Genomic DNA, 19,086 nt, shown 5'->3' with positions numbered 1-19,086 from the left:
GCCTTATCCGTCCGTAGGCTCAAACGTGCCATTTACCTGGGTTGATTGGGCGATTGTCGCAATCGTCGCCATCTCCGCTTTGATCAGTCTCAGCCGCGGCTTCGTCAAAGAAGCCCTGTCGTTGCTGACCTGGATCATCGCAGGAGTCGTAGCCTGGATGTTCGGTGGTTCACTGTCGGTTTACCTGGCCGGTTACATCGAGACACCTTCGGCTCGCGTCATCGCGGGCTGCGCCATCATGTTCATCGCCACGCTGCTGGTGGGGGCAATGGTCAATTATCTTATTGGCGAGTTGATACGCGTCACCGGCCTCTCCGGGACCGATCGATTTCTCGGCATGGCCTTCGGCGCCGCGCGTGGTGCGTTGCTGGTGGTCGTGGCGGTCGGGCTGTTGAGCCTGGGGCCGGTACAGCAGGATGCATGGTGGCAGGAGTCGGTACTCGTGCCAAAATTTCTATTGGTTGCAGATTGGTCCAAGAACCTCATATTGGGGTGGAGCAGTCAGTGGCTGGCCAGCGGCATCAGCGTACCCGCTGATATGCCGTTCAAGGAGCACCTCTTACCGGCCAAAACGCCTCAGTAAGCGGTACTCAGTCAAGATCCATTAAGTAGGGGTTGCGTCGCATGTGTGGCATCGTCGGTATCGTCGGTAAGTCGAACGTCAATCAGGCGCTGTATGACGCGCTAACCGTCCTCCAGCACCGCGGCCAGGATGCTGCCGGTATTGTGACCAGCCACGACGGCCGGTTGTTCCTGCGCAAGGATAATGGCCTGGTACGTGACGTGTTTCATCAGCGTCACATGCAGCGGCTGGTCGGACACATGGGCATTGGCCATGTGCGCTACCCGACTGCCGGCAGCTCCACTTCGGCCGAAGCCCAACCGTTTTACGTCAACTCGCCTTACGGCATCACCCTGGCGCACAACGGTAACCTCACCAACGTTGAGCAACTGGCCAAGGAGATTTACGAATCTGACTTGCGCCACGTCAACACCAGCTCCGATTCGGAAGTGCTGCTCAACGTGTTCGCTCACGAGTTGGCTCAGCGCGGCAAGCTGCAACCCACCGAAGAGGACGTGTTTGCCGCGGTCACCGATGTGCATAACCGTTGCGTAGGTGGCTATGCGGTAGTGGCCATGGTGACTGGCTACGGCATCGTCGGTTTCCGCGACCCCCATGGCATCCGCCCGATCGTGTTCGGCCAGCGTCACACCGACGAAGGCGTCGAGTACATGATCGCCTCGGAAAGCGTATCCCTGGACGTGTTGGGCTTCACCCTGATCCGCGATCTCGCGCCGGGTGAAGCGGTGTACATCACCGAAGATGGCAAGCTGCACACCCGTCAGTGCGCCGTGGCGCCGAAACTCACGCCGTGCATCTTCGAACACGTCTACCTGGCGCGTCCGGATTCGATCATCGACGGTGTGTCGGTGTACAAGGCGCGCCTGCGCATGGGTGAGAAACTGGCCGAGAAAATCCTGCGCGAGCGTCCCGAGCACGATATCGACGTGGTGATCCCGATTCCGGACACCAGTCGTACCGCTGCGCTGGAACTGGCTAACCACCTGGGCGTCAAGTTCCGCGAAGGGTTCGTCAAGAACCGCTACATCGGCCGTACGTTCATCATGCCGGGTCAGGCGGCACGCAAGAAGTCGGTGCGTCAGAAGCTCAACGCCATCGAGCTGGAGTTCCGCGGCAAGAACGTGATGCTGGTGGACGACTCCATCGTACGTGGCACCACCTGCAAGCAGATCATCCAGATGGCCCGCGAAGCCGGAGCGAAGAACGTGTACTTCTGTTCCGCCGCACCCGCCGTGCGCTACCCGAACGTGTACGGTATCGACATGCCGAGCGCCCATGAGCTGATCGCCCATAACCGCACGACCCAGGACGTGGCTGATCTGATCGGCGCCGATTGGCTGATCTATCAGGACCTACCGGACCTGATCGAAGCGGTCGGTGGCGGCAAGATCAAGATCGACCAGTTCGACTGCGCCGTGTTCGACGGCAAGTACGTGACCGGGGACGTCGACGAGGCGTACCTGGACAAGATCGAGCAGGCGCGTAACGACTCGTCGAAGATCAAGACCCAGGCGGTCAGTGCGATCATCGATCTGTACAACAACTGAGTAGACACCGGCCCTGAGGGGCCGGTTTTGTATCTTAAATACCGTATTGAGTAAGGAGTGGCAGCATGAGTCAGGAATGGGATGCCGGTCGGCTGGACAGCGACCTCAATGGCGTAGCTTTCGATACCCTGGCTGTGCGCGCCGGCCAGCATCGCACGCCGGAAGGTGAGCACGGCGATCCGATGTTCTTCACCTCCAGCTATGTGTTTCGTACCGCTGGCGATGCCGCTGCGCGCTTTGCCGGTGAAGTGCCGGGCAATGTGTACTCGCGCTACACCAACCCTACCGTACGCGCATTCGAAGAGCGCATTGCGGCCCTGGAAGGCGCCGAGCAGGCGGTAGCCACCGCGACCGGCATGGCAGCCATCATGGCGGTGGTGATGAGCTTGTGCAGCGCCGGCGACCATGTGCTGGTGTCACGTAGCGTGTTTGGCTCGACCATCAGCCTGTTCGAAAAATACTTCAAGCGCTTCGGCGTCGAAGTGGACTACGTGCCTTTGGCGGACCTGTCCGGCTGGGACGCGGCCATCAAGGCCAACACCAAATTGTTGTTCGTCGAGTCGCCGTCCAACCCGTTGGCCGAGCTGGTGGACATTGCCGCCCTGGCCGAAGTGGCGCATGCCAAAGGTGCAATGCTGGTGGTCGATAACTGCTTCTGCACGCCAGCCTTGCAGCAGCCGCTGAAGCTGGGTGCGGACGTTGTGGTGCATTCGGCGACCAAGTTCATCGACGGCCAGGGTCGTTGCATGGGCGGTGTAGTGGCTGGTCGCGGCGAACAGATGAAGGAAGTGGTGGGCTTTTTGCGCACCGCCGGCCCGACCCTGAGCCCGTTCAACGCCTGGATCTTCCTCAAGGGCCTGGAGACCCTCAGCCTGCGCATGAAGGCCCACTGTGCCAACGCTCAGGCTTTGGCCGAGTGGCTGGAGCAGCAGGACGGCATCGAGAAGGTTCACTACGCGGGCCTCAAGAGCCATCCGCAGCACGAGTTGGCCCAGCGCCAGCAGCGTGGTTTCGGCGCTGTAGTGAGTTTTGAGGTCAAGGGCGGCAAGGACGGCGCCTGGCGCTTTATCGACGCGACTCGTTTGATCTCCATCACCGCCAACCTGGGTGACAGCAAAACCACCATTACCCATCCGAGCACTACGTCCCACGGACGCTTGGCACCGCAGGAGCGGGAAGCGGCCGGTATCCGTGACAGCCTGATCCGCATCGCGGTCGGCCTGGAAGACGTGGCCGACCTGCAGGCCGACCTGGCTCGCGGGCTGGCGGTCTTGTGATCGAGTGGGCCATGGAAGTCGCGGTAGCCAGTAACGGCCGTGTTGCGCTGGTGACCGGCGCGGCGCGGGGCATTGGCCTGGGTATCGCGGCGTGGTTGATCAGTGAGGGTTGGCAAGTTGTGCTGACGGACCTTGATCGTGAGCGCGGTGCCAAGGTGTCCAAGGTGTTGGGCGATAACGCCTGGTTTATCAGCATGGACGTGGCCGACGAGAAACAGGTCGCCCAAGGGGTTGCCGAAGTGCTCGGGCAGTTCGGGCGCCTGGACGCCCTGGTGTGCAATGCAGCGGTTGCCGATCCGCATAACATTACGCTGGAAAGCCTGGATCTGGCGTACTGGAATCGTGTGCTGGCGGTTAACCTCAGTGGACCGATGTTGCTGGCCAAGCATTGTGCGCCCTACCTGCGTGCCCACGGTGGCGCAATCGTCAATCTGGCCTCGACCCGTGCGCGGCAATCGGAGCCGGACTGTGAAGCCTATGCGGCGAGCAAGGGCGGGCTGCTGGCGCTGACCCACGCGCTGGCTATCAGCTTGGGGCCGGAAGTGCGGGTCAATGCCGTCAGCCCTGGCTGGATTGATGCGCGTGATCCTGCGGTGCGGCGCGCCGAGCCGTTGAGTGACGCCGACCATGCTCAGCATCCGGCCGGCCGGGTCGGCACGGTGGAGGATGTGGCGGCGATGGTGGCGTGGTTGCTGTCGCGTCAGGCCGGGTTTGTTACCGGGCAAGAGTTCGTCGTGGACGGTGGCATGAGCAAGAGGATGATTTACAGCGAGTAGGACGCAGGGCTGTCTTGAAGCAATTTTGTCTTTTTCGGAAAAACTTCAAGCGGGCTATTGACTTAGGTCTGCTACCTGCGTAAATTTCGCGGCCTCAACGAAGCAAAGGGTGATTAGCTCAGCTGGGAGAGCATCTGCCTTACAAGCAGAGGGTCGGCGGTTCGATCCCGTCATCACCCACCACTTCTTGAGAGTTTTGCCTTCGGGCAGGACGCAACGTTAAAGGTTGCACCGACGCGCAGCGGTAGTTCAGTCGGTTAGAATACCGGCCTGTCACGCCGGGGGTCGCGGGTTCGAGTCCCGTCCGCTGCGCCATATTCTCCAGGTCTGATACATCGGGCCTGAGATTGAACAGCCAAGGTTGATCAGTCAGACGTTTAATGACGGTAGAGATGTTGCTCTGCCGGTCAAGCGATACGCAGCGGTAGTTCAGTCGGTTAGAATACCGGCCTGTCACGCCGGGGGTCGCGGGTTCGAGTCCCGTCCGCTGCGCCATATCTGCGTCAAGGCCCACTGAACGCCTTGAAGCACAAAGCAAGCTAAAAGCTGTTTTGATCCGATAGCAAAAACCCTGGTCGAAAGACCGGGGTTTTTTGTTTGTGCGATTTGGAACGAATGTTGGAGCCGGCGAACCGGCTCCAACGACCTATTCAGAAACCCAGCTTGTCCCGCAGCCCGTAATACCAGGCCCCCATTGCCGCAAACGGCGTACGCAACAGTTGCCCGCCTGGGAACGGGTAGTGCGGTAGGTCGGCGAATGCGTCAAAACGCTCCGCCTGGCCTCTCAAAGCCTCCGCCAGTACCTTTCCTGCCAAGTGCGTGTACGTCACGCCATGGCCGCTGCAGCCTTGGGAATAGTAGATGTTGTCGCCCAGGCGCCCGACTTGCGGCAAGCGCGACAGCGTCAGCAGGAAGTTGCCCGTCCAGGCGTAGTCGATCTTCACGTCCTTGAGTTGTGGGAAGGCCTTGAGCATTTTCGGTCGGATGATCGCCTCGATGTTGGCTGGATCACGCGCGCCGTACACCACGCCACCACCGAAGATCAGGCGTTTATCGCTGGTCAGGCGATAGTAGTCGAGCAAGTAATTGCAATCTTCGACGCAGTAATCCTGCGGCAGCAGCGACTTGGCCAGCTCATCGCCCAGCGGCGCAGTGGTGATGACTTGGGTGCCGCACGGCATCGATTTCGCCGCCAACTCCGGCACCAGGTTGCCCAGATAGGCATTGCCCGCGACTATGATGAACTTGGCTCTGACCTTGCCTTCGGCCGTATGCACCACCGGATTCGCGCCACGCTCAATGCGCACCGCCGCCGATTGCTCGTAGATCGTGCCACCCAGGGATTCCACGGCGGCGGCTTCGCCCAATGCCAGGTTGAGCGGATGAATATGGCCGCCGCTCATGTCCAGCAAACCCCCTACGTAGTTCTCGCAGCCCACCACCTCGCGGATACGGCGCTCGTCCAGCAGCTCCAGTTGTGTATGGCCGTAGCGTTCCCACAAACGCTTTTGCGACTCTAGGTGGGCCATGTGCTTACTGTTGAGCGCGGCGAAAACTCCACCGTCTTTCAAGTCGCACTGAATCTGATACTTGGCCACTCGTTCGCGAATGATCCTGCCACCTTCGAACGCCATTTGCCCCAGCAACTGCGCCTGCTTGGGCCCAACGCTGCGCTCGATCACGTCAATATCGCGGCTGTAGCTGTTGACGATCTGTCCACCATTGCGGCCCGAGGCGCCGAAACCCACTTTCGCGGCCTCCAGTACCGTCACGCGAAAGCCGTGCTCCAGCAGGAACAGCGCGCTGGACAGGCCGGTGTAGCCGGCGCCGATTACGCACACATCGGTTTCGACCTCGCCTTGCAGCACTGGGCGAGGGGGAACGGCGTTGGCGGAAGCGGCGTAATACGACTGGGGGTAGGGGGTGTTCGCCATCCTGGAACCTCTGTTTTATATTTTTTACGAGTGCGTCGATCCTACCTGAGTTGAAAATCGGCTGCCAGCCATGCAAAAACTGCGAGTGATGTGGCCCTCGATAAAAAATTCGCATATTCATAGGGTTAGCTACGAAAAAGATGTTGACACACCTTCGGAATTCCGTAGAATGCCGCCTCACAGCAGGCACGTAGCTCAGTTGGTTAGAGCACCACCTTGACATGGTGGGGGTCGTTGGTTCGAGTCCAATCGCGCCTACCAAACAAAATCCGCTCTGCTGGGCGGTCTAGAAGGGCTCACCGAAAGGTGGGCCCTTTTTTGTTGTCTCGAATTTACTGCAATGTAGACGGATAGCGAGACTAAAGTCCCCTGTAAACAAGCCGATAAAGTGAGCACTTTCTCGTTATAGGACATTCGACATGCTTATCAATGCTGGCAATTCGAGCACGGTAGTCGTCCCGCAGACCACGTCTATCACCAGCGAAACGACTAAGGACGAAAACACTGGGCCTTTGACCATTCGTATGGATCCAAAAGCTAAGGGGGCTGCTGCCGCAAACGGCGCGGACCAGGCCTCATCCGGCCCGCAGGAGTCCGATCAGGTCAAACAGTTGAAAAAACAGATCGAACAATTGCAAAAGCAGCTTCAGCAGGCGCAGCAGACGTTGCAGAGAGCCCAGTCCAGCAAACAAAGTGAAGAGGCCAAGGCCGTGGCTGTCGCCGCAGCTCAAACACAAGTTATGACCATCAGCGCGGCATTGCAGACCGTTACCGCAGCGCTTTTGCAGGCCGTCATGGCCGAGAGCGGCAGTGGGAAGGGCTCAATGGTCAGCACGACGGCGTGATCTGATCGTGAAGAGTTGGTGTAGCAAAGGAGCCACGGGGCGCCAAACTATTTTTTGACTCCGGTTGTCTATGAGGCAGGAAGTCCGTTTTCTCCTCTATCAAGCCGACAGGATTTAGCCCCGTGACTCATCAACCAAAAGATCTCCACACCCGCGTGGATAACTCTGAAACCGGTGATATCACATCGGCAGGTAAGAACATTTTCTTTGCTGCCGTCGGCACCACGCGTATGCCCATGATCGTCACCGATCCCAATCGCGAAGATAACCCGATCATATTTGCCAACCAGGCTTTCCTGGATATGACCGGTTACAGCGCCGACGAAATCTACGGGCGCAATTGCCGCTTTCTGCAGGGGCCGGACACCGACCCCGAGGTGGTGGGCCAGATCAAGCAATCTATCAGTGAAGAAGAAGACATCTCGGTCGAGTTGCTTAACTACCGCAAGGACGGCTCAACGTTCTGGAACGCCTTGTTCATTTCGCCGGTATACAACGAATCCAATCAGTTGATGTACTTCTTCGCCTCGCAGCTGGACGTCAGTCGCCGCCGCGATGCCGAGGACGCGCTGCGTCAGGCGCAGAAAATGGAAGCCCTGGGCCAGCTCACCGGCGGTATTGCTCACGACTTCAACAACCTGCTGCAGGTCATCGGCGGCTATGTCGAGATGGTCGACCGCGCCGTGCGCAAGCCTGTGCTGGACGAAGATCGTGTGATTCGCAGCCTGAGCATGACCAAAGGGGCGGTGGAGAAAGCGTCTACGCTGACGCAGCAGTTGCTGGCGTTTTCCCGCAAGCAAAAGCTGCAGGGGCGTGTGATCAACCTCAATCATTTCGTCGAGCTGGCCAGACGCTCCGCTGAGCGTGTGATGGGTGACAACATCGATTTTCGCACCGACCTGCAAACCGACCTGTGGAACTGCCGCATCGACCCGACCCAGGCCGAGCTGGCCATCCTCAATATCGTGATCAATGCGCGCGACGCCTTGGTGGAGCGTGAGCAGCCTGCCTTGGCTATCGAGACCCGCAATATCCAAGTGCGCGAACTCAGCTCTATGTCCTACGACGGGCTGATGCCGGGACGCTATGTCAGTATGGCCTTGACGGACAATGGCTGTGGGATGCCCGACAGTATTCTTACGCGGGTTATGGACCCGTTTTTCACTACCAAGGATGAAGGCAAGGGCACTGGCTTGGGCTTGTCGATGGTCTACGGTTTTGCCAAGCAATCCGGCGGTGCAGTGCGGATTTATTCAGAGGAGGGCCTTGGCACCACGGTGCGCTTGTATTTTCCAGCGGATGAGGCCGGCATCTCGGCCCATGAAGAGCCCAAGGTATCGGAAGCCCGCAGCGGTTCGGAACGTATCCTGATCGTCGAGGACCGCCCTGATGTGGCCGAGCTGGCGCGCATGGTGCTGGAGGACTACGGCTATCACACCACCATCGCCTACGGCGCTGCCGAGGCATTAGACGTGCTGGCCAGGGAAGAACATTACGACTTGCTGTTCTCCGACGTGATCATGCCCGGCGGCATGAATGGCGTGATGCTGGCGCGGGAGGTCTGCCAGTTGTACCCCGACATGAAAATCCTGCTGACCACTGGCTACGCGGAAAACGCCATTGAACGCACCGACCTGGGCGGCGCGGAGTTCGAGGTGATCTCCAAACCGTGCTTGCCCAATGTGTTGGCCAAGAAGGTCAGGTACGTGCTCGATGGCCCCAACGGCGTGAGCTGAGCCTTGCGTAGGGGGCGTCGCCGACGACGCGCCCCCATCCCCTCCGATACCCACAAAATTTATTGGATCGCAGCAACAATTTTTCTTGTTGGACACCTCCCGCCTCCAGGCAGCAAAGTTGCCGCCACTGACGCTCGACCTTCCGGGTCAACAATAAAAAACCGAGCCGACTGCACGCCATCTCTTGCTGTGAACCCTTTGTTCACATCCTGCTGTAATGGCGCCGCAGCGCGCATTTAAAGGACCTCCCCGTCATGCAAACTGTTGTGAATCTATGGCCGTTGATCGGCGTACTTGTCATCGTGGTTGGCTTTATCTTGCGCTTCAATCCGCTGCTGGTGGTCACAGGTGCTGCGATCGCCACCGGGCTTGCTGCTCATTTTCCCCTGGAAAAAATCCTCGCCTCCATGGGGGATGGCTTCCTTCAGACCCGTGCCCTACAGCTGATTCTATTGTTACCGTTGGCGGTCATCGGACTGCTGGAGCGTCATGGGTTGCGTCTGCATGCGCAGAACTGGATCGCACGCTTCCAGCGCGCCACGGTCGGGCGCTTGTTGATCATCTATCTGTTCGTACGCGAATCCACTGCGGCCATGGGCCTGACCAGCCTGGGCGGGCATCCGCAGATGGTGCGGCCGCTGCTGGCGCCGATGGCTGAAGGTGCGGCGGAAAAGCGCTACGGCAAACTGCCGGACAAAGTGCGCCACAAAGTCCTAGCCATGTGTGCGGCCACGGACAACGTTGGGCTGTTCTTCGGTGAAGACATCTTCGTGGCGTTCGGCGCCATCGCGCTGATGCACACGTTCCTGCTGGGCTCGGGGATTGATGTAGAGCCGCTGCACATTGCGGTATGGGGCATTCCCACGGCGATCTGTGCATTTATCGTGCATGGGATCCGGCTGCACCGCTTCGACCGACGGCTCACCCGCGAGCTGACGCCCAGCGTGAAGGCTGTGGAGGCGGCGCAATGATTATTTCGATTCAATACCTGTACTGGCTGGCCGGGGTGCTGCTGTTGATTACGGCAGGCATGATTGTGCTGGATCGCAGCCACCCCAAGCGTTGGTCCAGCGCGCTCTTTTGGCTGCTGTTCGCGATTCCGTTTCTGGTGGGTGAGCGTCTGCCCTCGGTGGTGGTCGGCGCCGGCGTGGTGGTAATGGCATTGATCGCCGGTTTCGGCGGTGTGGGGCGTGGCTCCCATGCTGAACTGCATGACAAGGCCACCCGCGCCAGCGCCGGTCGACTGGGGCATAAGTTGTTTATTCCCGCGTTGGCTATTCCCCTGACCACGGTGATCGGTTCGGTCTTGCTCAAGCACACCGAAATCGGCGGCGTGCCGTTGCTGGACCCGAAAAACACTACCTTTGTGTCCCTCGGTATCGGCTGTCTGATCGCCCTCGGCCTGGCCTGTTGGCTAACCCGCGATACTCCGGTGCAAGCCTTGCGCGAGTCGCGTCGCCTGACCGAAGCCCTGGGCTGGGCCATGGTCTTGCCGCAGATGCTGGCCATGCTCGGCCTATTGTTTAACGAGGCTGGGGTGGGCACGGCGGTCGCCCATGTCACCACTACCTACATCAACCTGGATTTCAAGTTGGTGGCGGTGATGGTCTATGTGCTGGGGATGGCGTTGTTCACAGTGATCATGGGCAACGATTTCGCGGCGTTCCCGGTGATGACCGGCGGCGTCGGTGTGCCGGTGCTGGTGGGGATCTACGGCGGCAACCCAGCGGTCATGGCTGCCATCGGTATGTTCTCCGGCTACTGCGGTACGCTGATGACCCCGATGGCCGCCAACTTCAATATCGTCCCGGCGGCCTTGCTGGAACTGCCGGACAAGAACGCGGTGATCAAAGCGCAATTGCCGACCGCCCTGATGATGCTGGTAGTCAATATCGTCCTGCTTTACCTGTTGATGTGAGGCCACTATGCACACTGTGTTGCTAACGGGGTTTGAGCCCTTCGATCAAGACCCGGTGAACCCGTCCTGGGAAGCCGTGCGCCAGTTGGATGGCCTGCAACTGCGCGACGACGTGCGGATCGTTGCGCGGCGGCTGCCCTGTGCCTTTGCCACGGCCCCGGAATGCCTGCTGCAAATGATCAACGAACTGCGCCCGGCGATGGTTATCGCCACGGGGCTGGGGCCTGGGCGTAGCGATATTTCCATCGAAAGGGTGGCGATCAATCTCAACGATGCGCGTATCGCCGATAACCTCGGGGCGCAGCCGATCGACACGGCGGTGGTGACGGATGGCCCGGCGGCGTTCTTCACCACGCTGCCGATCAAGGCGATGGTGCGGGCGGTGCGCGAGGCTGGGGTAGCCGCTTCGGTGTCCCATACAGCGGGTACGTTCGTGTGCAACCAGGTGTTCTATCGCCTGCAGCATGCGCTCGCCGGCTCCGGTGTGCGCAGCGGCTTTATTCATGTGCCGCGCTTGCCAGGGGGCAGCGAGCCGTCCATGGCGTTGACGACCCTGATCGAAGGACTGCGCGTCGCGGTGACGGCAGCCTGGCAGACCTCGGTGGATGTGGTGGAGGCGGGGGGTCAGGTAAGTTGATCGGGCGCTGCTTTCAATGCGTCGCGGTGTAATTTCAACTACAGTTGAAGGACGTTTCTGCCCTGGAAAATCGCCATGATCAAGTGCTCGAAATATGCGTCTGTTGCGCTAATGCTTGCGTTGTCTGCCGGGAGTGCTCTGGCGTTGGCCGATCCTGGCAACGGCCATGGGAATGGCAAGGGCGGCGGTAACGGCAAAGGCAATAACCCTGGCGGTCAGAACTATGACAAACCCAATGGTAAAGGTGCCTCGGGCAGTCATGGGCCCAACGTGGATCGCAGCGGCGTATTGAATGTGCTGGGCGGTTATCGGAACTATTGGAGCCCCGGCCCGGCCTTGCCGCCGGGGATCCAGAAGAACCTGGCACGCGGCAAACCGCTGCCGCCGGGTATCGCGAAAAAACTCGATGGCCGTTTGCTGGGTCAGTTGCCACATTACGATGGCTACGAATGGCAGCAGGCGGGCACTGACTTGATCCTGGTGGCCATTGCTTCGGGCATCATCTACGAAGTACTCAATGGGGCGTTCAACTGATCAGTCCGCTTCACGCCCGGGGAACAACAGCTCGAAACAGGTGACACCGTTCTGGCTGCTGACGCTGTAGCGGCCATTGTGCAACTGCATGATGGTCGCCACGATCGACAGGCCCAACCCGTTGGAGTGAGCCGAACGTTCCCGCGACTCATCTACTCGATAAAAACGCTCGAACAGACGCGGCAGGTGTTCGGCCGCAATCGTCTCCCCCTGATTGCTCACCCGCAGGATGAGGCCCTCAACCGCGGGCATCGCCTCGATACGCAGCTCTGAATGCGCGGCGCCGTACTTGATCGCATTAGCGCACAGGTTCGCCAGGGCGCGCCGCAGTAGCATGGGCTCGGCCCAGATTTCCCCTTGGCCAGCGGTGAGAATGCGCATCCCCCGATCACTTGCCAGCCCCTCGAAGTACTCCGCGATGCGTTCCACTTCATCTGCGGCGCTGAGTGCCTGGCGTTGGCGCAGGGCGCTGGCCGGGTCAGTGCGTGCGAGGAACAGCATATTGTCGAGCATGCGCGCCAGCCGTTCGAGTTCTTCGACATTCGAAGCCAAAAGTTGCTGGTAGCTATCGACGCTGCGCTGTTGATGCAGGGCAACCTGGGTTTCCCCCAACAAGTTGTTGATAGGCGTGCGTAGTTCATGGGCCATGTCGGTCGACACCTGGCTCAATTGCGCAAAACCCTTGGCCAGGCGTTCGAGCATGGTGTTGAAGGCATTAATCATCGGCAGCAGTTCTTTCGGTGCGCCCCGGCTGTCGAGACGTTCGGCCAGGTTGCCGACGCCGATCCCTTGGGCATGCTGCGCCAACCGTCGCAACGGCAGCAGGCCTCGATGCACCAGTACATAGCCGGCTAGCGCCAGGGCCAGTGCGGCGATACCTGCCAGGATATACACACTCAATCGATAACTGGCGAGCATGGCGGTACGTTCGGTCATCAAGCGTCCGCTGGTAACTTGCAGGTTGCCCAGGTCGCCGGAGTCGATAGACGCGGCAAGGGCGGCCAAAGGAACACCGTTGACACCGGGCAGGTGCTGCACATCGGCAAGGTCCAGGACATGGCCTTTGGGCACCGGTGTGACCGCCGGCAAGTCGATATTTCCTGGATTCACCAGCAGCAATGGCTGTTGCCCGGGAGCTGCAATACTCAGCACCGACTCGCGGTTGCCCAGCATGTTCTGGAACAATTCCGGTTTGTTCCTGATCAGCTCCAGGGTGTTGCTGTCGTTGAGCAGGTTGCGCAGTTGATCGACCCGCGAGATCAACGCGGCGTCGTCGCGGCGGATCAGCTCGCGCTCCAGTTCCCGGTACAGCGCCACGCCGAGGGTGGCCAGCAGAGCAAAGGCGAGCAGGGCGAACACCAGCGCCAGTCGCAGGGTCAGCGAATAATGTCGGCGAGGCGTCATGGCTGGGTGTCGAAGCGGTAGCCGATGCCGCGCACGCTATGGATCAGCTTGAGCTGGAACGGGTCGTCGATCTTCAGGCGCAAGCGGCGCACGGCTACATCCACCACATTGGTGTCGCTGTCGAAGTTCATGTCCCATACCCGCGACGCGATCAGCGAGCGTGACAATACCTGGCCCTGGTGCGTGGCAAACAGGTGCAGCAGGGCAAATTCCTTGTTGGTCAGGATAATGCGTGTGCCGGCGCGGGTGACGCGGCGTTTGAGCACTTCAATGTGCAAGTCGGCGATGTGCAGTTGGTCTTCTTCACGGGTTGGGCCGCGACGGGTCAGGGTGCGTAGGCGGGCTACCAGTTCGGCGAAGGAAAAGGGTTTGATCAGGTAATCGTCCGCACCCAGCTCCAGGCCCTTGATGCGGTCGGCGATATCGTCACGGGCGGTAAGAAAAAGCACTGGTGTGTCGGCTTCTTTGCGCAGGCGGCGCAGTACTTGCCAGCCGTCCATCTTCGGCATCATCACATCCAGCACGATCACATCGAACGGCGTTTCCAGGGCTTGGTGCAGGCCGTCCACGCCGTCGCGGGCGAGGCTCACGGAGTAGCCCAGCTCCTGAAGGCCATTGAGCAGGTAATTGCCGGCCTTGGGTTCGTCTTCTACAACAAGGATATTCATGGAAAAGGCTCGGATTCGGTACGTCGCGCCAGTGTAATCCGATCAATTGTCATTGGGGCATCCGATAGCCTGGACCTGATAGTCCAGCACATGTTCGCGACCTTGGTGGTCAAGATAGCGCAATTGCGCCGGGACAATGCCGCATTGGTTGCTAGTGTCGCTGCTCGACAGCACTTTGGCGACGTCCAGATGTACATAGGCGCCAGTCGCGTCATGGATTACGCCGGTGTTGTCGGCGGCGAATACGGAGCCGGTGGCAAGCAGTGTGGCGACGCCGAGGATCAACAGTTTCATCACGTTCTTACTCCGAAGGGTGGCTGCCAGGCTCTGGCAGTAAGTTCACGGTAAACAGCCGCCCCTAACAGCCCGCCAACAGAATGATGACAAGTTCGTAATGAAACCCCTGGCTCAGGCGTGGTGGCGTTTACAGCCATCGGGTAGCCCCGTAGATTGCAGCGGTCGATCATGCGTTACCGCCCACGAGGAAGCCCCCAGTGTCCATCCGTGCTCCAGCTGTATTTGCCCGTTCTTACCGTGCTTTCCTGTTTGATATGGACGGTACCCTGCTCAACTCCATCGCCGCCGCCGAGCGTGTGTGGAGCCGCTGGGCCGAACGTCACGGTCTGGATGTGGCGGCGTTTTTAACCACCATCCATGGCGCCCGCGCCATCGATACCATCACGCGCCAGGGGTTACCCGGCGTCGACCCGCACGCTGAAGCGCAATGGATCACCGAAGCTGAAATCAACGATGTGCATGGCGTGGTTGCGATTCCCGGTGCTGCGGCGTTTCTCGACCGCCTGCCTGCCGATCAGTGGGCGTTGGTGACGTCGGCGCCCAGGGAACTGGCAATGCGCCGGCTGCAAGCGGCGGGCATTGCGCCGCCGACGGTGATGGTGACGGCAGAAGATGTCGCCATCGGTAAGCCGAATCCGGCCTGTTATGTGCTGGGCGCCCAGCGTTTGGGCGTTTCGGTGCAGGAGTGTCTGGTGTTTGAGGATGCGTCGGTGGGCATTCGCGCAGGTGAGGCGGCGGGCGCGGATGTGATGGTGGTGACTGCGACCCACCTCAAGCAGTTGGCGACACAACACCCAACCATTGGTGGGTATGAGCGGCTGCAGGTGCGGCGGAATGCCGAGGGCTGGTTGACCTTGCACAACGAGGCGGGTTGATACAAGAAAGCCAAGACCTTTACGGGTCTTGGCTTTCTTGCCACGCAATCGCGTTGGGCGGCGCATGCATGCGTTCGCTCCTCATGCCGCGTCGTGACACCACCATTTCGCGAAGAATCTCATTAGCCAGTCGTGCAATCGCTTCGGCGCCGCGATAGTGCGCGCGTACGATCCCGGTGATTGCGAAATGATCTGTCTCCGGGCCGCTGAGCACCACGGACAAGGTGCCGTCAGCGTGTAGCGTGCAGGCAACCGCATAACTGGGTAAGCGGGCTGCGAGGGCGGATTCGATTTCTGATCGGCTGAGGGTATCCATCGGTTTCAGGCCTTCAACTAACGGGTAAACACACCAAGCATAGGCCGCGATGCGACACTGTAAATACCGGCAATCTGCTAGCTGATACGTGACTATGGACGTGACGTTTTTCCAGGGCTGCGCTGACAGAATCTGCGGTGTACAACCTTCTGTATAGGCTTGAGGCAGAACATAAACAGGTAACCGCATAGCAGTAGCGTCAGGTCCAGCGCCGAATGCTGATCGGTGGGAGCGCTGCCTGCAATTTCAAACCTGATTACAAATTCCAGGCCGATAAAAGCCAGCCCTATCAGCAAGGCGATCAGCCAGGATCTGGAAAAGCGCGGCGATGCGGTATCAGACCTCATGTACGTGCTCCCGAGTGCACATGGAGGAAGTCAGTCAGGAGTTTCGGCTGTAAATGACGTAACAAGTTCCGGTCCCGAAGATTGTTCCATCTTGTCGCGTGGACCGACTTGCTGGCGATGCTGGCCACGTCCGAAACGCAGGCCGTTGGGAAGAGTTTTCGCCAGCCGTTACCGTGCACGAAAGGGCTGGCTACTGAGGGCGTTTCAAGGCGTCTGGTTTTTGTCCGGAGCAGTCAGGCCAGCCTGGATACGTTGATAGATCTCTTCGCGATGCACGGCAACGTCTTTCGGTGCGTTGATGCCGATTCGTACTTGCTGGCCGCTGACGCCCAGGATGGTGATCGTGATGTCATCACCGATGTTTATGCTTTCACCAACTTTGCGGGTGAGTATAAGCATGGACTTCTCCTTGATTACTTTTAAGGACACATGTTTCAGACAGGGCAGGTGTCGGATGTGTATAGCTTACTGCTAAGCGCTTCCCTGTGACTGCCTCTTTAGGACGCATAGAGGCAACATTAATTCCCATGGGCGCATCATACAGGTCTGCGATACATCATTCGCATTGTTTAATCCAACGTTTATGACGGCCAGAATAGACAGTGGATGATAAAGTCGCCTCTTTAATCCTTAAAGGAGCAGGGCAGTGCGTAAAGTAGTGATGGCAATGATGGTGTTGGCGCTGGCCGGCTGTGGCGAAGGCAAGCCCGTCGATACCCCCAAGGCCAAGCCTGCCGTGAGCGAAAGCCAACCACAGACCGGCGCGATTGCTGTGCAGGAGTGGGATGTACGGGTAGGTCCACCGGACCACAAGCTGCAGGCGATCACTGACCTCACCGCCTGGTTGCTGGAACATGGTTTCAATTTTTATATCGTGAAAGTGGACGGCAAGGACGAAGTGCTTCTAGGGCCGTTCGCAACCAAGGAGGAAGCAGAAGCCAAGCAGGCACTGCTCACTGAAAAACTCGCGCGGGCCAAGAAGAACGACACCGAGTCCCAAGTCATCGAGCACAAGGCCGCCCAGTAACGGGCCGATTGGGCGGGGGCTCCCGCCCATGTTCAACCGCATGCTTTGAGGTTCACCGGGCCGACAAACTCATTACCGCGCCCCATCACGCAAGCCACGGTCTGGTTGCGTTGGCGCTCCCAGGCCTGTACGGGGTAGGTCTTGTTCCAGGCTTCATACAATTGGCGATCCTGTTTCGACAAGCGCAAACCGTACTGCTTGCTCATGTAGAAATAGGTACGCGCGATCATTCCGCGAATCGATGGGCGCGGCATGACCTTCTTGGCCTTGAAGTCCACCTGTGTCAGGCATGAACCGTATTGCCCACTCTGTACCGGCAGCCAACCAAAGCTGAAGTTGTTACGGTCGCCGTTTACTTCGCCAATGCTAGGCACCAGGTTGTGCAAATCCGCTTCGGCGCGCTTGAACACATCATCATGGCGCGTGCAGTTCTTGCGACCGCCGTTCTGCCAGCACTGGCGCTGATGGCCTATCTGCCATGCCGGCACTATATGTTCCCATTCAATTCGCGCGGCGCGGTTGGCGTTTTTGCGTGGAATGTACCCGCAGGCTTTCAGGTCCACGCGATTGCCGGTGTACTTGCAGCCGCAATAGAACTCGGTGGATTGCGGGGCGTAGAGCTTCCAGGCAATTTTCTTGGCTTCGCTGAAAGTGCGCGGCGCTTGGGCATGGGCGGAAATGGCAAAAAACAGGCAACAGACAGCAATAAAACGGGCACTCATTGACTCAATCTTCCTTCGGCACAACCCAGAAAATCTGTACGCCGCCGTCGTCGCGGTAGGCGAGGGTGACATTATCGTTTTCAGCGATTTCCTCGAGCAGGCGCTGCCATTGCTCTTCAGGCTCATCCGGCAGGCGGAAGATGAGGGCGGCCTTGGCTTTCTGAGCCTGGGTCGAGTTAATGATCTTTTGCACACGAACGGCCAGGCGTTCATAGGCATCAGGTGCTGTCGGCAGTGCTGCAGAAGATTTTGCCACGGAATATTCCTTATTTAGCTGTACGTGCATACAGTATTTAGCTGTAGGCAATTTCGCAACTGCTTAAATTTCTGGAAGTTCTTCTGTCAGCAATTCGGGATGTTTGATGGGGGGAGGGGAGGAGGGGCTGTAGGAGCGAATTCGCTCCTACAGAAGATGTTTAGAAATCAATATTCCCAGAACATCCGTTGCAGCTCCTTGCTGTCCTGGGTCTTGGTCAGGGCGACCATTGCCAGAATCCGCGCTTTCTGTGGGTTCAAGTCCAGGGCTGCGACCCAGTCGTACTTGTCGTCAGGCTGTTCGGCGTTACGCAGCACCATGCCACCCGCGTTGACGTGGGAAGAACGAATGATCTGCACGCCTTGCTTGCGCAGGTCCACCAGAGTCGGCACCACTTTGGAAGACACCGAGCCGTTACCGGTACCGGCATGGATGATGGCTTTCGCGCCAGCTTGGGCCAGGGCCTTGTAAGCAGTGTCGCTCACGTTGCCGTAGCCGTAGGCAATTTCCACATCGGGTAGGCTCTTGATGGTTTTGATGTCGAACTCCGAGTCCATGGTGTGGCGCTTGGCCGGCAGGCGGAACCAGTAGGACTTGCCTTCAACCACCATGCCCAGGGGACCCCATGGACTCTTGAAGGCTTCGGTCTTGATGTTGATCATCTTGCTGACGTCACGACCGGACTGGATTTCGTCGTTCATGGTCACCAGTACGCCTTTGCCGCGTGCATCTTTGCTGCCGGCCACGGCCACTGCGTTATACAGGTTGAGCATGCCGTCCGCCGACATGGCGGTGCCTGGGCGCATCGAGCCGACCACTACGATAGGCTTGTCGGTTTTCTCTACCAGGTTCAGGAAGTAGGCGGTTTCTTCCAGGGTGTCGGTACCGTGGGTGATCACGATGCCATCCACGTCTTTGCTGTCGGCCAGCTCCGCAACGCGGCGACCCAGTTGCAGCAGGTTCTCGTTGTTGATGCTTTCGGACGCAATTTGCATCACTTGTTCGCCGCGCACATTGGCGATCTGACTAAGCTCAGGAACACCGGCGATCAATTGCTCGATACCGACCTTGGCCGCCTGATAGGTGGCGCTGTTAGCGGCACTGGCGCCGGCGCCGGCAATGGTGCCGCCGGTGGCGAGAATCACCACGTTGGACAGTTTGGTCTTGGCTTCAACTTCTTTTGCCTGGGCGGCAACGGGGAACAGCAGCAGGAGGGCTAAGGCGCCCGGAACAAAGTTCTTCAGTGCGGATTTCATTATTTTTCTCTCTGATTTTTTGATGAGTGCTGTAGCAGGTTCATCCAGAACACTCGGGCGATGCTAAATGCCGCGAGGTACTGGGTAAGAGCAGGATCTGTACCAGCCTTATGGCTTGTGTATTTTTAAAT

At 59.0% G+C, this 19,086-nt stretch carries 22 protein-coding genes and 4 tRNA genes; 16 read left to right on the top strand and 10 right to left on the bottom strand.

Annotated elements, in window-relative coordinates; genetic code table 11:
• The first annotated feature begins 25 nt into the window (after window positions 1–25).
• From YA0848_RS32530 to YA0848_RS32500, 7 genes are all read left to right on the top strand, one after another.
• Window positions 26–583 carry a CvpA family protein gene (locus YA0848_RS32530; RefSeq protein ID WP_034099153.1) on the top strand — a complete coding sequence of 186 codons (558 nt, stop codon included), beginning with the start codon at window positions 26–28 and terminating at the stop codon, window positions 581–583.
• 41 nt (window positions 584–624) lie between these two features.
• Window positions 625–2,130: an amidophosphoribosyltransferase gene (purF, locus tag YA0848_RS32525; protein WP_034099151.1), complete on the top strand. Its 1,506-nt coding sequence runs from the start codon at window positions 625–627 to the stop codon at window positions 2,128–2,130.
• A 65-nt stretch (window positions 2,131–2,195) separates the two neighbouring features.
• Window positions 2,196–3,407, top strand: coding sequence for an O-succinylhomoserine sulfhydrylase (locus YA0848_RS32520; protein WP_047882089.1), 1,212 nt, complete (start codon window positions 2,196–2,198; stop codon window positions 3,405–3,407).
• An 11-nt stretch (window positions 3,408–3,418) separates the two neighbouring features.
• Window positions 3,419–4,183 carry an SDR family oxidoreductase gene (locus tag YA0848_RS32515; protein ID WP_169903720.1) on the top strand — a complete coding sequence of 255 codons (765 nt, stop codon included), beginning with the start codon at window positions 3,419–3,421 and terminating at the stop codon, window positions 4,181–4,183.
• Window positions 4,184–4,290: 107 nt separating this feature from the next.
• A tRNA-Val gene (locus YA0848_RS32510) sits at window positions 4,291–4,366 on the top strand.
• A gap of 55 nt (window positions 4,367–4,421) precedes the next feature.
• Window positions 4,422–4,498, top strand: a tRNA-Asp gene (locus YA0848_RS32505).
• Window positions 4,499–4,601: 103 nt separating this feature from the next.
• Window positions 4,602–4,678 (top strand) — tRNA-Asp (locus YA0848_RS32500).
• A gap of 155 nt (window positions 4,679–4,833) precedes the next feature.
• On the opposite strand, the gene YA0848_RS32495 is transcribed toward YA0848_RS32500, so the two are convergent.
• Window positions 4,834–6,117, bottom strand: a complete 1,284-nt coding sequence (locus tag YA0848_RS32495; protein ID WP_034099147.1) for an NAD(P)/FAD-dependent oxidoreductase — start codon at window positions 6,115–6,117, stop codon at window positions 4,834–4,836.
• A gap of 184 nt (window positions 6,118–6,301) precedes the next feature.
• On the opposite strand from YA0848_RS32495, the gene YA0848_RS32490 reads away from it, so the two are divergent.
• The 7 genes from YA0848_RS32490 to YA0848_RS32460 all read left to right on the top strand — a co-directional run bounded on the left by YA0848_RS32490 (window position 6,302) and on the right by YA0848_RS32460 (window position 11,787).
• A tRNA-Val gene (locus YA0848_RS32490) sits at window positions 6,302–6,378 on the top strand.
• A 158-nt stretch (window positions 6,379–6,536) separates the two neighbouring features.
• The gene (locus YA0848_RS32485; RefSeq protein ID WP_034099146.1) at window positions 6,537–6,962 is read left to right on the top strand and encodes a hypothetical protein; all 426 of its coding nucleotides are present in this window, start codon (window positions 6,537–6,539) and stop codon (window positions 6,960–6,962) included.
• 122 nt (window positions 6,963–7,084) lie between these two features.
• On the top strand, window positions 7,085–8,698 hold the full coding sequence (locus YA0848_RS32480; protein ID WP_040268871.1) for a histidine kinase famiy protein: 1,614 nt from the start codon (window positions 7,085–7,087) through the stop codon (window positions 8,696–8,698).
• 254 nt (window positions 8,699–8,952) lie between these two features.
• Complete coding sequence (locus YA0848_RS32475; RefSeq protein WP_034099143.1) at window positions 8,953–9,669, top strand: DUF969 domain-containing protein; 717 nt, start codon at window positions 8,953–8,955, stop codon at window positions 9,667–9,669.
• On the top strand, window positions 9,666–10,616 hold the full coding sequence (locus tag YA0848_RS32470) for a DUF979 domain-containing protein (protein ID WP_198712546.1): 951 nt from the start codon (window positions 9,666–9,668) through the stop codon (window positions 10,614–10,616). The genes YA0848_RS32475 and YA0848_RS32470 overlap by 4 nt, the downstream gene beginning before the upstream one ends.
• Window positions 10,617–10,623: 7 nt before the next feature.
• The gene (gene pcp / locus YA0848_RS32465; RefSeq protein ID WP_169903721.1) at window positions 10,624–11,253 is read left to right on the top strand and encodes a pyroglutamyl-peptidase I; all 630 of its coding nucleotides are present in this window, start codon (window positions 10,624–10,626) and stop codon (window positions 11,251–11,253) included.
• A gap of 75 nt (window positions 11,254–11,328) precedes the next feature.
• Window positions 11,329–11,787: an anti-virulence regulator CigR family protein gene (locus tag YA0848_RS32460; RefSeq protein ID WP_034099137.1), complete on the top strand. Its 459-nt coding sequence runs from the start codon at window positions 11,329–11,331 to the stop codon at window positions 11,785–11,787.
• On the opposite strand, the gene YA0848_RS32455 is transcribed toward YA0848_RS32460, so the two are convergent.
• From YA0848_RS32455 to YA0848_RS32445, 3 genes are read right to left on the bottom strand one after another with little or no spacing between them, the layout of a single operon-like run.
• Window positions 11,788–13,191, bottom strand: a complete 1,404-nt coding sequence (locus YA0848_RS32455) for a heavy metal sensor histidine kinase (RefSeq protein WP_034114422.1) — start codon at window positions 13,189–13,191, stop codon at window positions 11,788–11,790.
• The gene (locus YA0848_RS32450) at window positions 13,188–13,859 is read right to left on the bottom strand and encodes a heavy metal response regulator transcription factor (RefSeq protein WP_169903722.1); all 672 of its coding nucleotides are present in this window, start codon (window positions 13,857–13,859) and stop codon (window positions 13,188–13,190) included. Before YA0848_RS32450 ends, YA0848_RS32455 begins: the two co-directional genes overlap by 4 nt.
• Before the next feature lie 42 nt (window positions 13,860–13,901).
• Window positions 13,902–14,153 carry a DUF2790 domain-containing protein gene (locus YA0848_RS32445; protein ID WP_169903760.1) on the bottom strand — a complete coding sequence of 84 codons (252 nt, stop codon included), beginning with the start codon at window positions 14,151–14,153 and terminating at the stop codon, window positions 13,902–13,904.
• A gap of 200 nt (window positions 14,154–14,353) precedes the next feature.
• Between YA0848_RS32445 and YA0848_RS32440 the strand changes: the two genes are divergently transcribed.
• Window positions 14,354–15,031, top strand: coding sequence for an HAD-IA family hydrolase (locus tag YA0848_RS32440; protein ID WP_169903723.1), 678 nt, complete (start codon window positions 14,354–14,356; stop codon window positions 15,029–15,031).
• 19 nt (window positions 15,032–15,050) lie between these two features.
• On the opposite strand, the gene YA0848_RS32435 is transcribed toward YA0848_RS32440, so the two are convergent.
• The 3 genes from YA0848_RS32435 to csrA form a co-directional block, all read right to left on the bottom strand.
• Window positions 15,051–15,347: a hypothetical protein gene (locus tag YA0848_RS32435; protein WP_034136884.1), complete on the bottom strand. Its 297-nt coding sequence runs from the start codon at window positions 15,345–15,347 to the stop codon at window positions 15,051–15,053.
• 92 nt (window positions 15,348–15,439) lie between these two features.
• The gene (locus YA0848_RS32430; protein ID WP_169903724.1) at window positions 15,440–15,694 is read right to left on the bottom strand and encodes a hypothetical protein; all 255 of its coding nucleotides are present in this window, start codon (window positions 15,692–15,694) and stop codon (window positions 15,440–15,442) included.
• A gap of 204 nt (window positions 15,695–15,898) precedes the next feature.
• Window positions 15,899–16,093: a carbon storage regulator CsrA gene (gene csrA / locus YA0848_RS32425; protein WP_003192511.1), complete on the bottom strand. Its 195-nt coding sequence runs from the start codon at window positions 16,091–16,093 to the stop codon at window positions 15,899–15,901.
• A gap of 262 nt (window positions 16,094–16,355) precedes the next feature.
• Here csrA and YA0848_RS32420 point away from each other — a divergent pair, with 262 nt between their 5' ends.
• A complete protein-coding gene (locus YA0848_RS32420; RefSeq protein WP_034099847.1) occupies window positions 16,356–16,721 on the top strand; it encodes an SPOR domain-containing protein in 366 nt (121 codons plus the stop codon).
• Window positions 16,722–16,753: 32 nt separating this feature from the next.
• Here YA0848_RS32420 and YA0848_RS32415 read toward each other — a convergent pair whose 3' ends face one another.
• From YA0848_RS32415 to YA0848_RS32405, 3 genes are all read right to left on the bottom strand, one after another.
• Window positions 16,754–17,443, bottom strand: coding sequence for an endonuclease (locus YA0848_RS32415; protein ID WP_034099128.1), 690 nt, complete (start codon window positions 17,441–17,443; stop codon window positions 16,754–16,756).
• A gap of 4 nt (window positions 17,444–17,447) precedes the next feature.
• Window positions 17,448–17,699 (bottom strand): DUF1654 domain-containing protein, encoded by a 252-nt coding sequence (locus tag YA0848_RS32410; RefSeq protein WP_169869002.1) that lies wholly within the window; start codon window positions 17,697–17,699, stop codon window positions 17,448–17,450.
• A 167-nt stretch (window positions 17,700–17,866) separates the two neighbouring features.
• Window positions 17,867–18,955 carry an asparaginase gene (locus YA0848_RS32405; protein WP_034099126.1) on the bottom strand — a complete coding sequence of 363 codons (1,089 nt, stop codon included), beginning with the start codon at window positions 18,953–18,955 and terminating at the stop codon, window positions 17,867–17,869.
• Between the last annotated feature and the right edge of the window lie 131 nt (window positions 18,956–19,086).

It is taken from the genome of Pseudomonas sp. S4_EA_1b (assembly GCF_016307435.1).
In the GTDB taxonomy this organism is placed as follows: domain Bacteria; phylum Pseudomonadota; class Gammaproteobacteria; order Pseudomonadales; family Pseudomonadaceae; genus Aquipseudomonas; species Aquipseudomonas rhodesiae.
This window is presented reverse-complemented; position numbering and strand designations above follow the sequence as displayed.

What these genes read in the sequence shown, in the direction of transcription:
- YA0848_RS32460 (WP_034099137.1), top strand. Translation starts at nt 11,329, where the DNA reads ATGATCAAGTGCTCGAAATATGCGTCTGTTGCGCTAATGCTTGCGTTG.
- csrA (WP_003192511.1), bottom strand. Translation starts at nt 16,093, where the DNA reads ATGCTTATACTCACCCGCAAAGTTGGTGAAAGCATAAACATCGGTGAT.
- YA0848_RS32515 (WP_169903720.1), top strand. Translation starts at nt 3,419, where the DNA reads ATGGAAGTCGCGGTAGCCAGTAACGGCCGTGTTGCGCTGGTGACCGGC.
- YA0848_RS32485 (WP_034099146.1), top strand. Translation starts at nt 6,537, where the DNA reads ATGCTTATCAATGCTGGCAATTCGAGCACGGTAGTCGTCCCGCAGACC.
- YA0848_RS32495 (WP_034099147.1), bottom strand. Translation starts at nt 6,117, where the DNA reads ATGGCGAACACCCCCTACCCCCAGTCGTATTACGCCGCTTCCGCCAAC.
- pcp (WP_169903721.1), top strand. Translation starts at nt 10,624, where the DNA reads ATGCACACTGTGTTGCTAACGGGGTTTGAGCCCTTCGATCAAGACCCG.
- YA0848_RS32450 (WP_169903722.1), bottom strand. Translation starts at nt 13,859, where the DNA reads ATGAATATCCTTGTTGTAGAAGACGAACCCAAGGCCGGCAATTACCTG.
- YA0848_RS32520 (WP_047882089.1), top strand. Translation starts at nt 2,196, where the DNA reads ATGAGTCAGGAATGGGATGCCGGTCGGCTGGACAGCGACCTCAATGGC.
- YA0848_RS32435 (WP_034136884.1), bottom strand. Translation starts at nt 15,347, where the DNA reads ATGGATACCCTCAGCCGATCAGAAATCGAATCCGCCCTCGCAGCCCGC.
- YA0848_RS32430 (WP_169903724.1), bottom strand. Translation starts at nt 15,694, where the DNA reads ATGAGGTCTGATACCGCATCGCCGCGCTTTTCCAGATCCTGGCTGATC.
- YA0848_RS32455 (WP_034114422.1), bottom strand. Translation starts at nt 13,191, where the DNA reads ATGACGCCTCGCCGACATTATTCGCTGACCCTGCGACTGGCGCTGGTG.
- purF (WP_034099151.1), top strand. Translation starts at nt 625, where the DNA reads ATGTGTGGCATCGTCGGTATCGTCGGTAAGTCGAACGTCAATCAGGCG.
- YA0848_RS32405 (WP_034099126.1), bottom strand. Translation starts at nt 18,955, where the DNA reads ATGAAATCCGCACTGAAGAACTTTGTTCCGGGCGCCTTAGCCCTCCTG.
- YA0848_RS32445 (WP_169903760.1), bottom strand. Translation starts at nt 14,153, where the DNA reads ATGAAACTGTTGATCCTCGGCGTCGCCACACTGCTTGCCACCGGCTCC.
- YA0848_RS32420 (WP_034099847.1), top strand. Translation starts at nt 16,356, where the DNA reads ATGGCAATGATGGTGTTGGCGCTGGCCGGCTGTGGCGAAGGCAAGCCC.
- YA0848_RS32415 (WP_034099128.1), bottom strand. Translation starts at nt 17,443, where the DNA reads ATGAGTGCCCGTTTTATTGCTGTCTGTTGCCTGTTTTTTGCCATTTCC.
- YA0848_RS32475 (WP_034099143.1), top strand. Translation starts at nt 8,953, where the DNA reads ATGCAAACTGTTGTGAATCTATGGCCGTTGATCGGCGTACTTGTCATC.
- YA0848_RS32470 (WP_198712546.1), top strand. Translation starts at nt 9,666, where the DNA reads ATGATTATTTCGATTCAATACCTGTACTGGCTGGCCGGGGTGCTGCTG.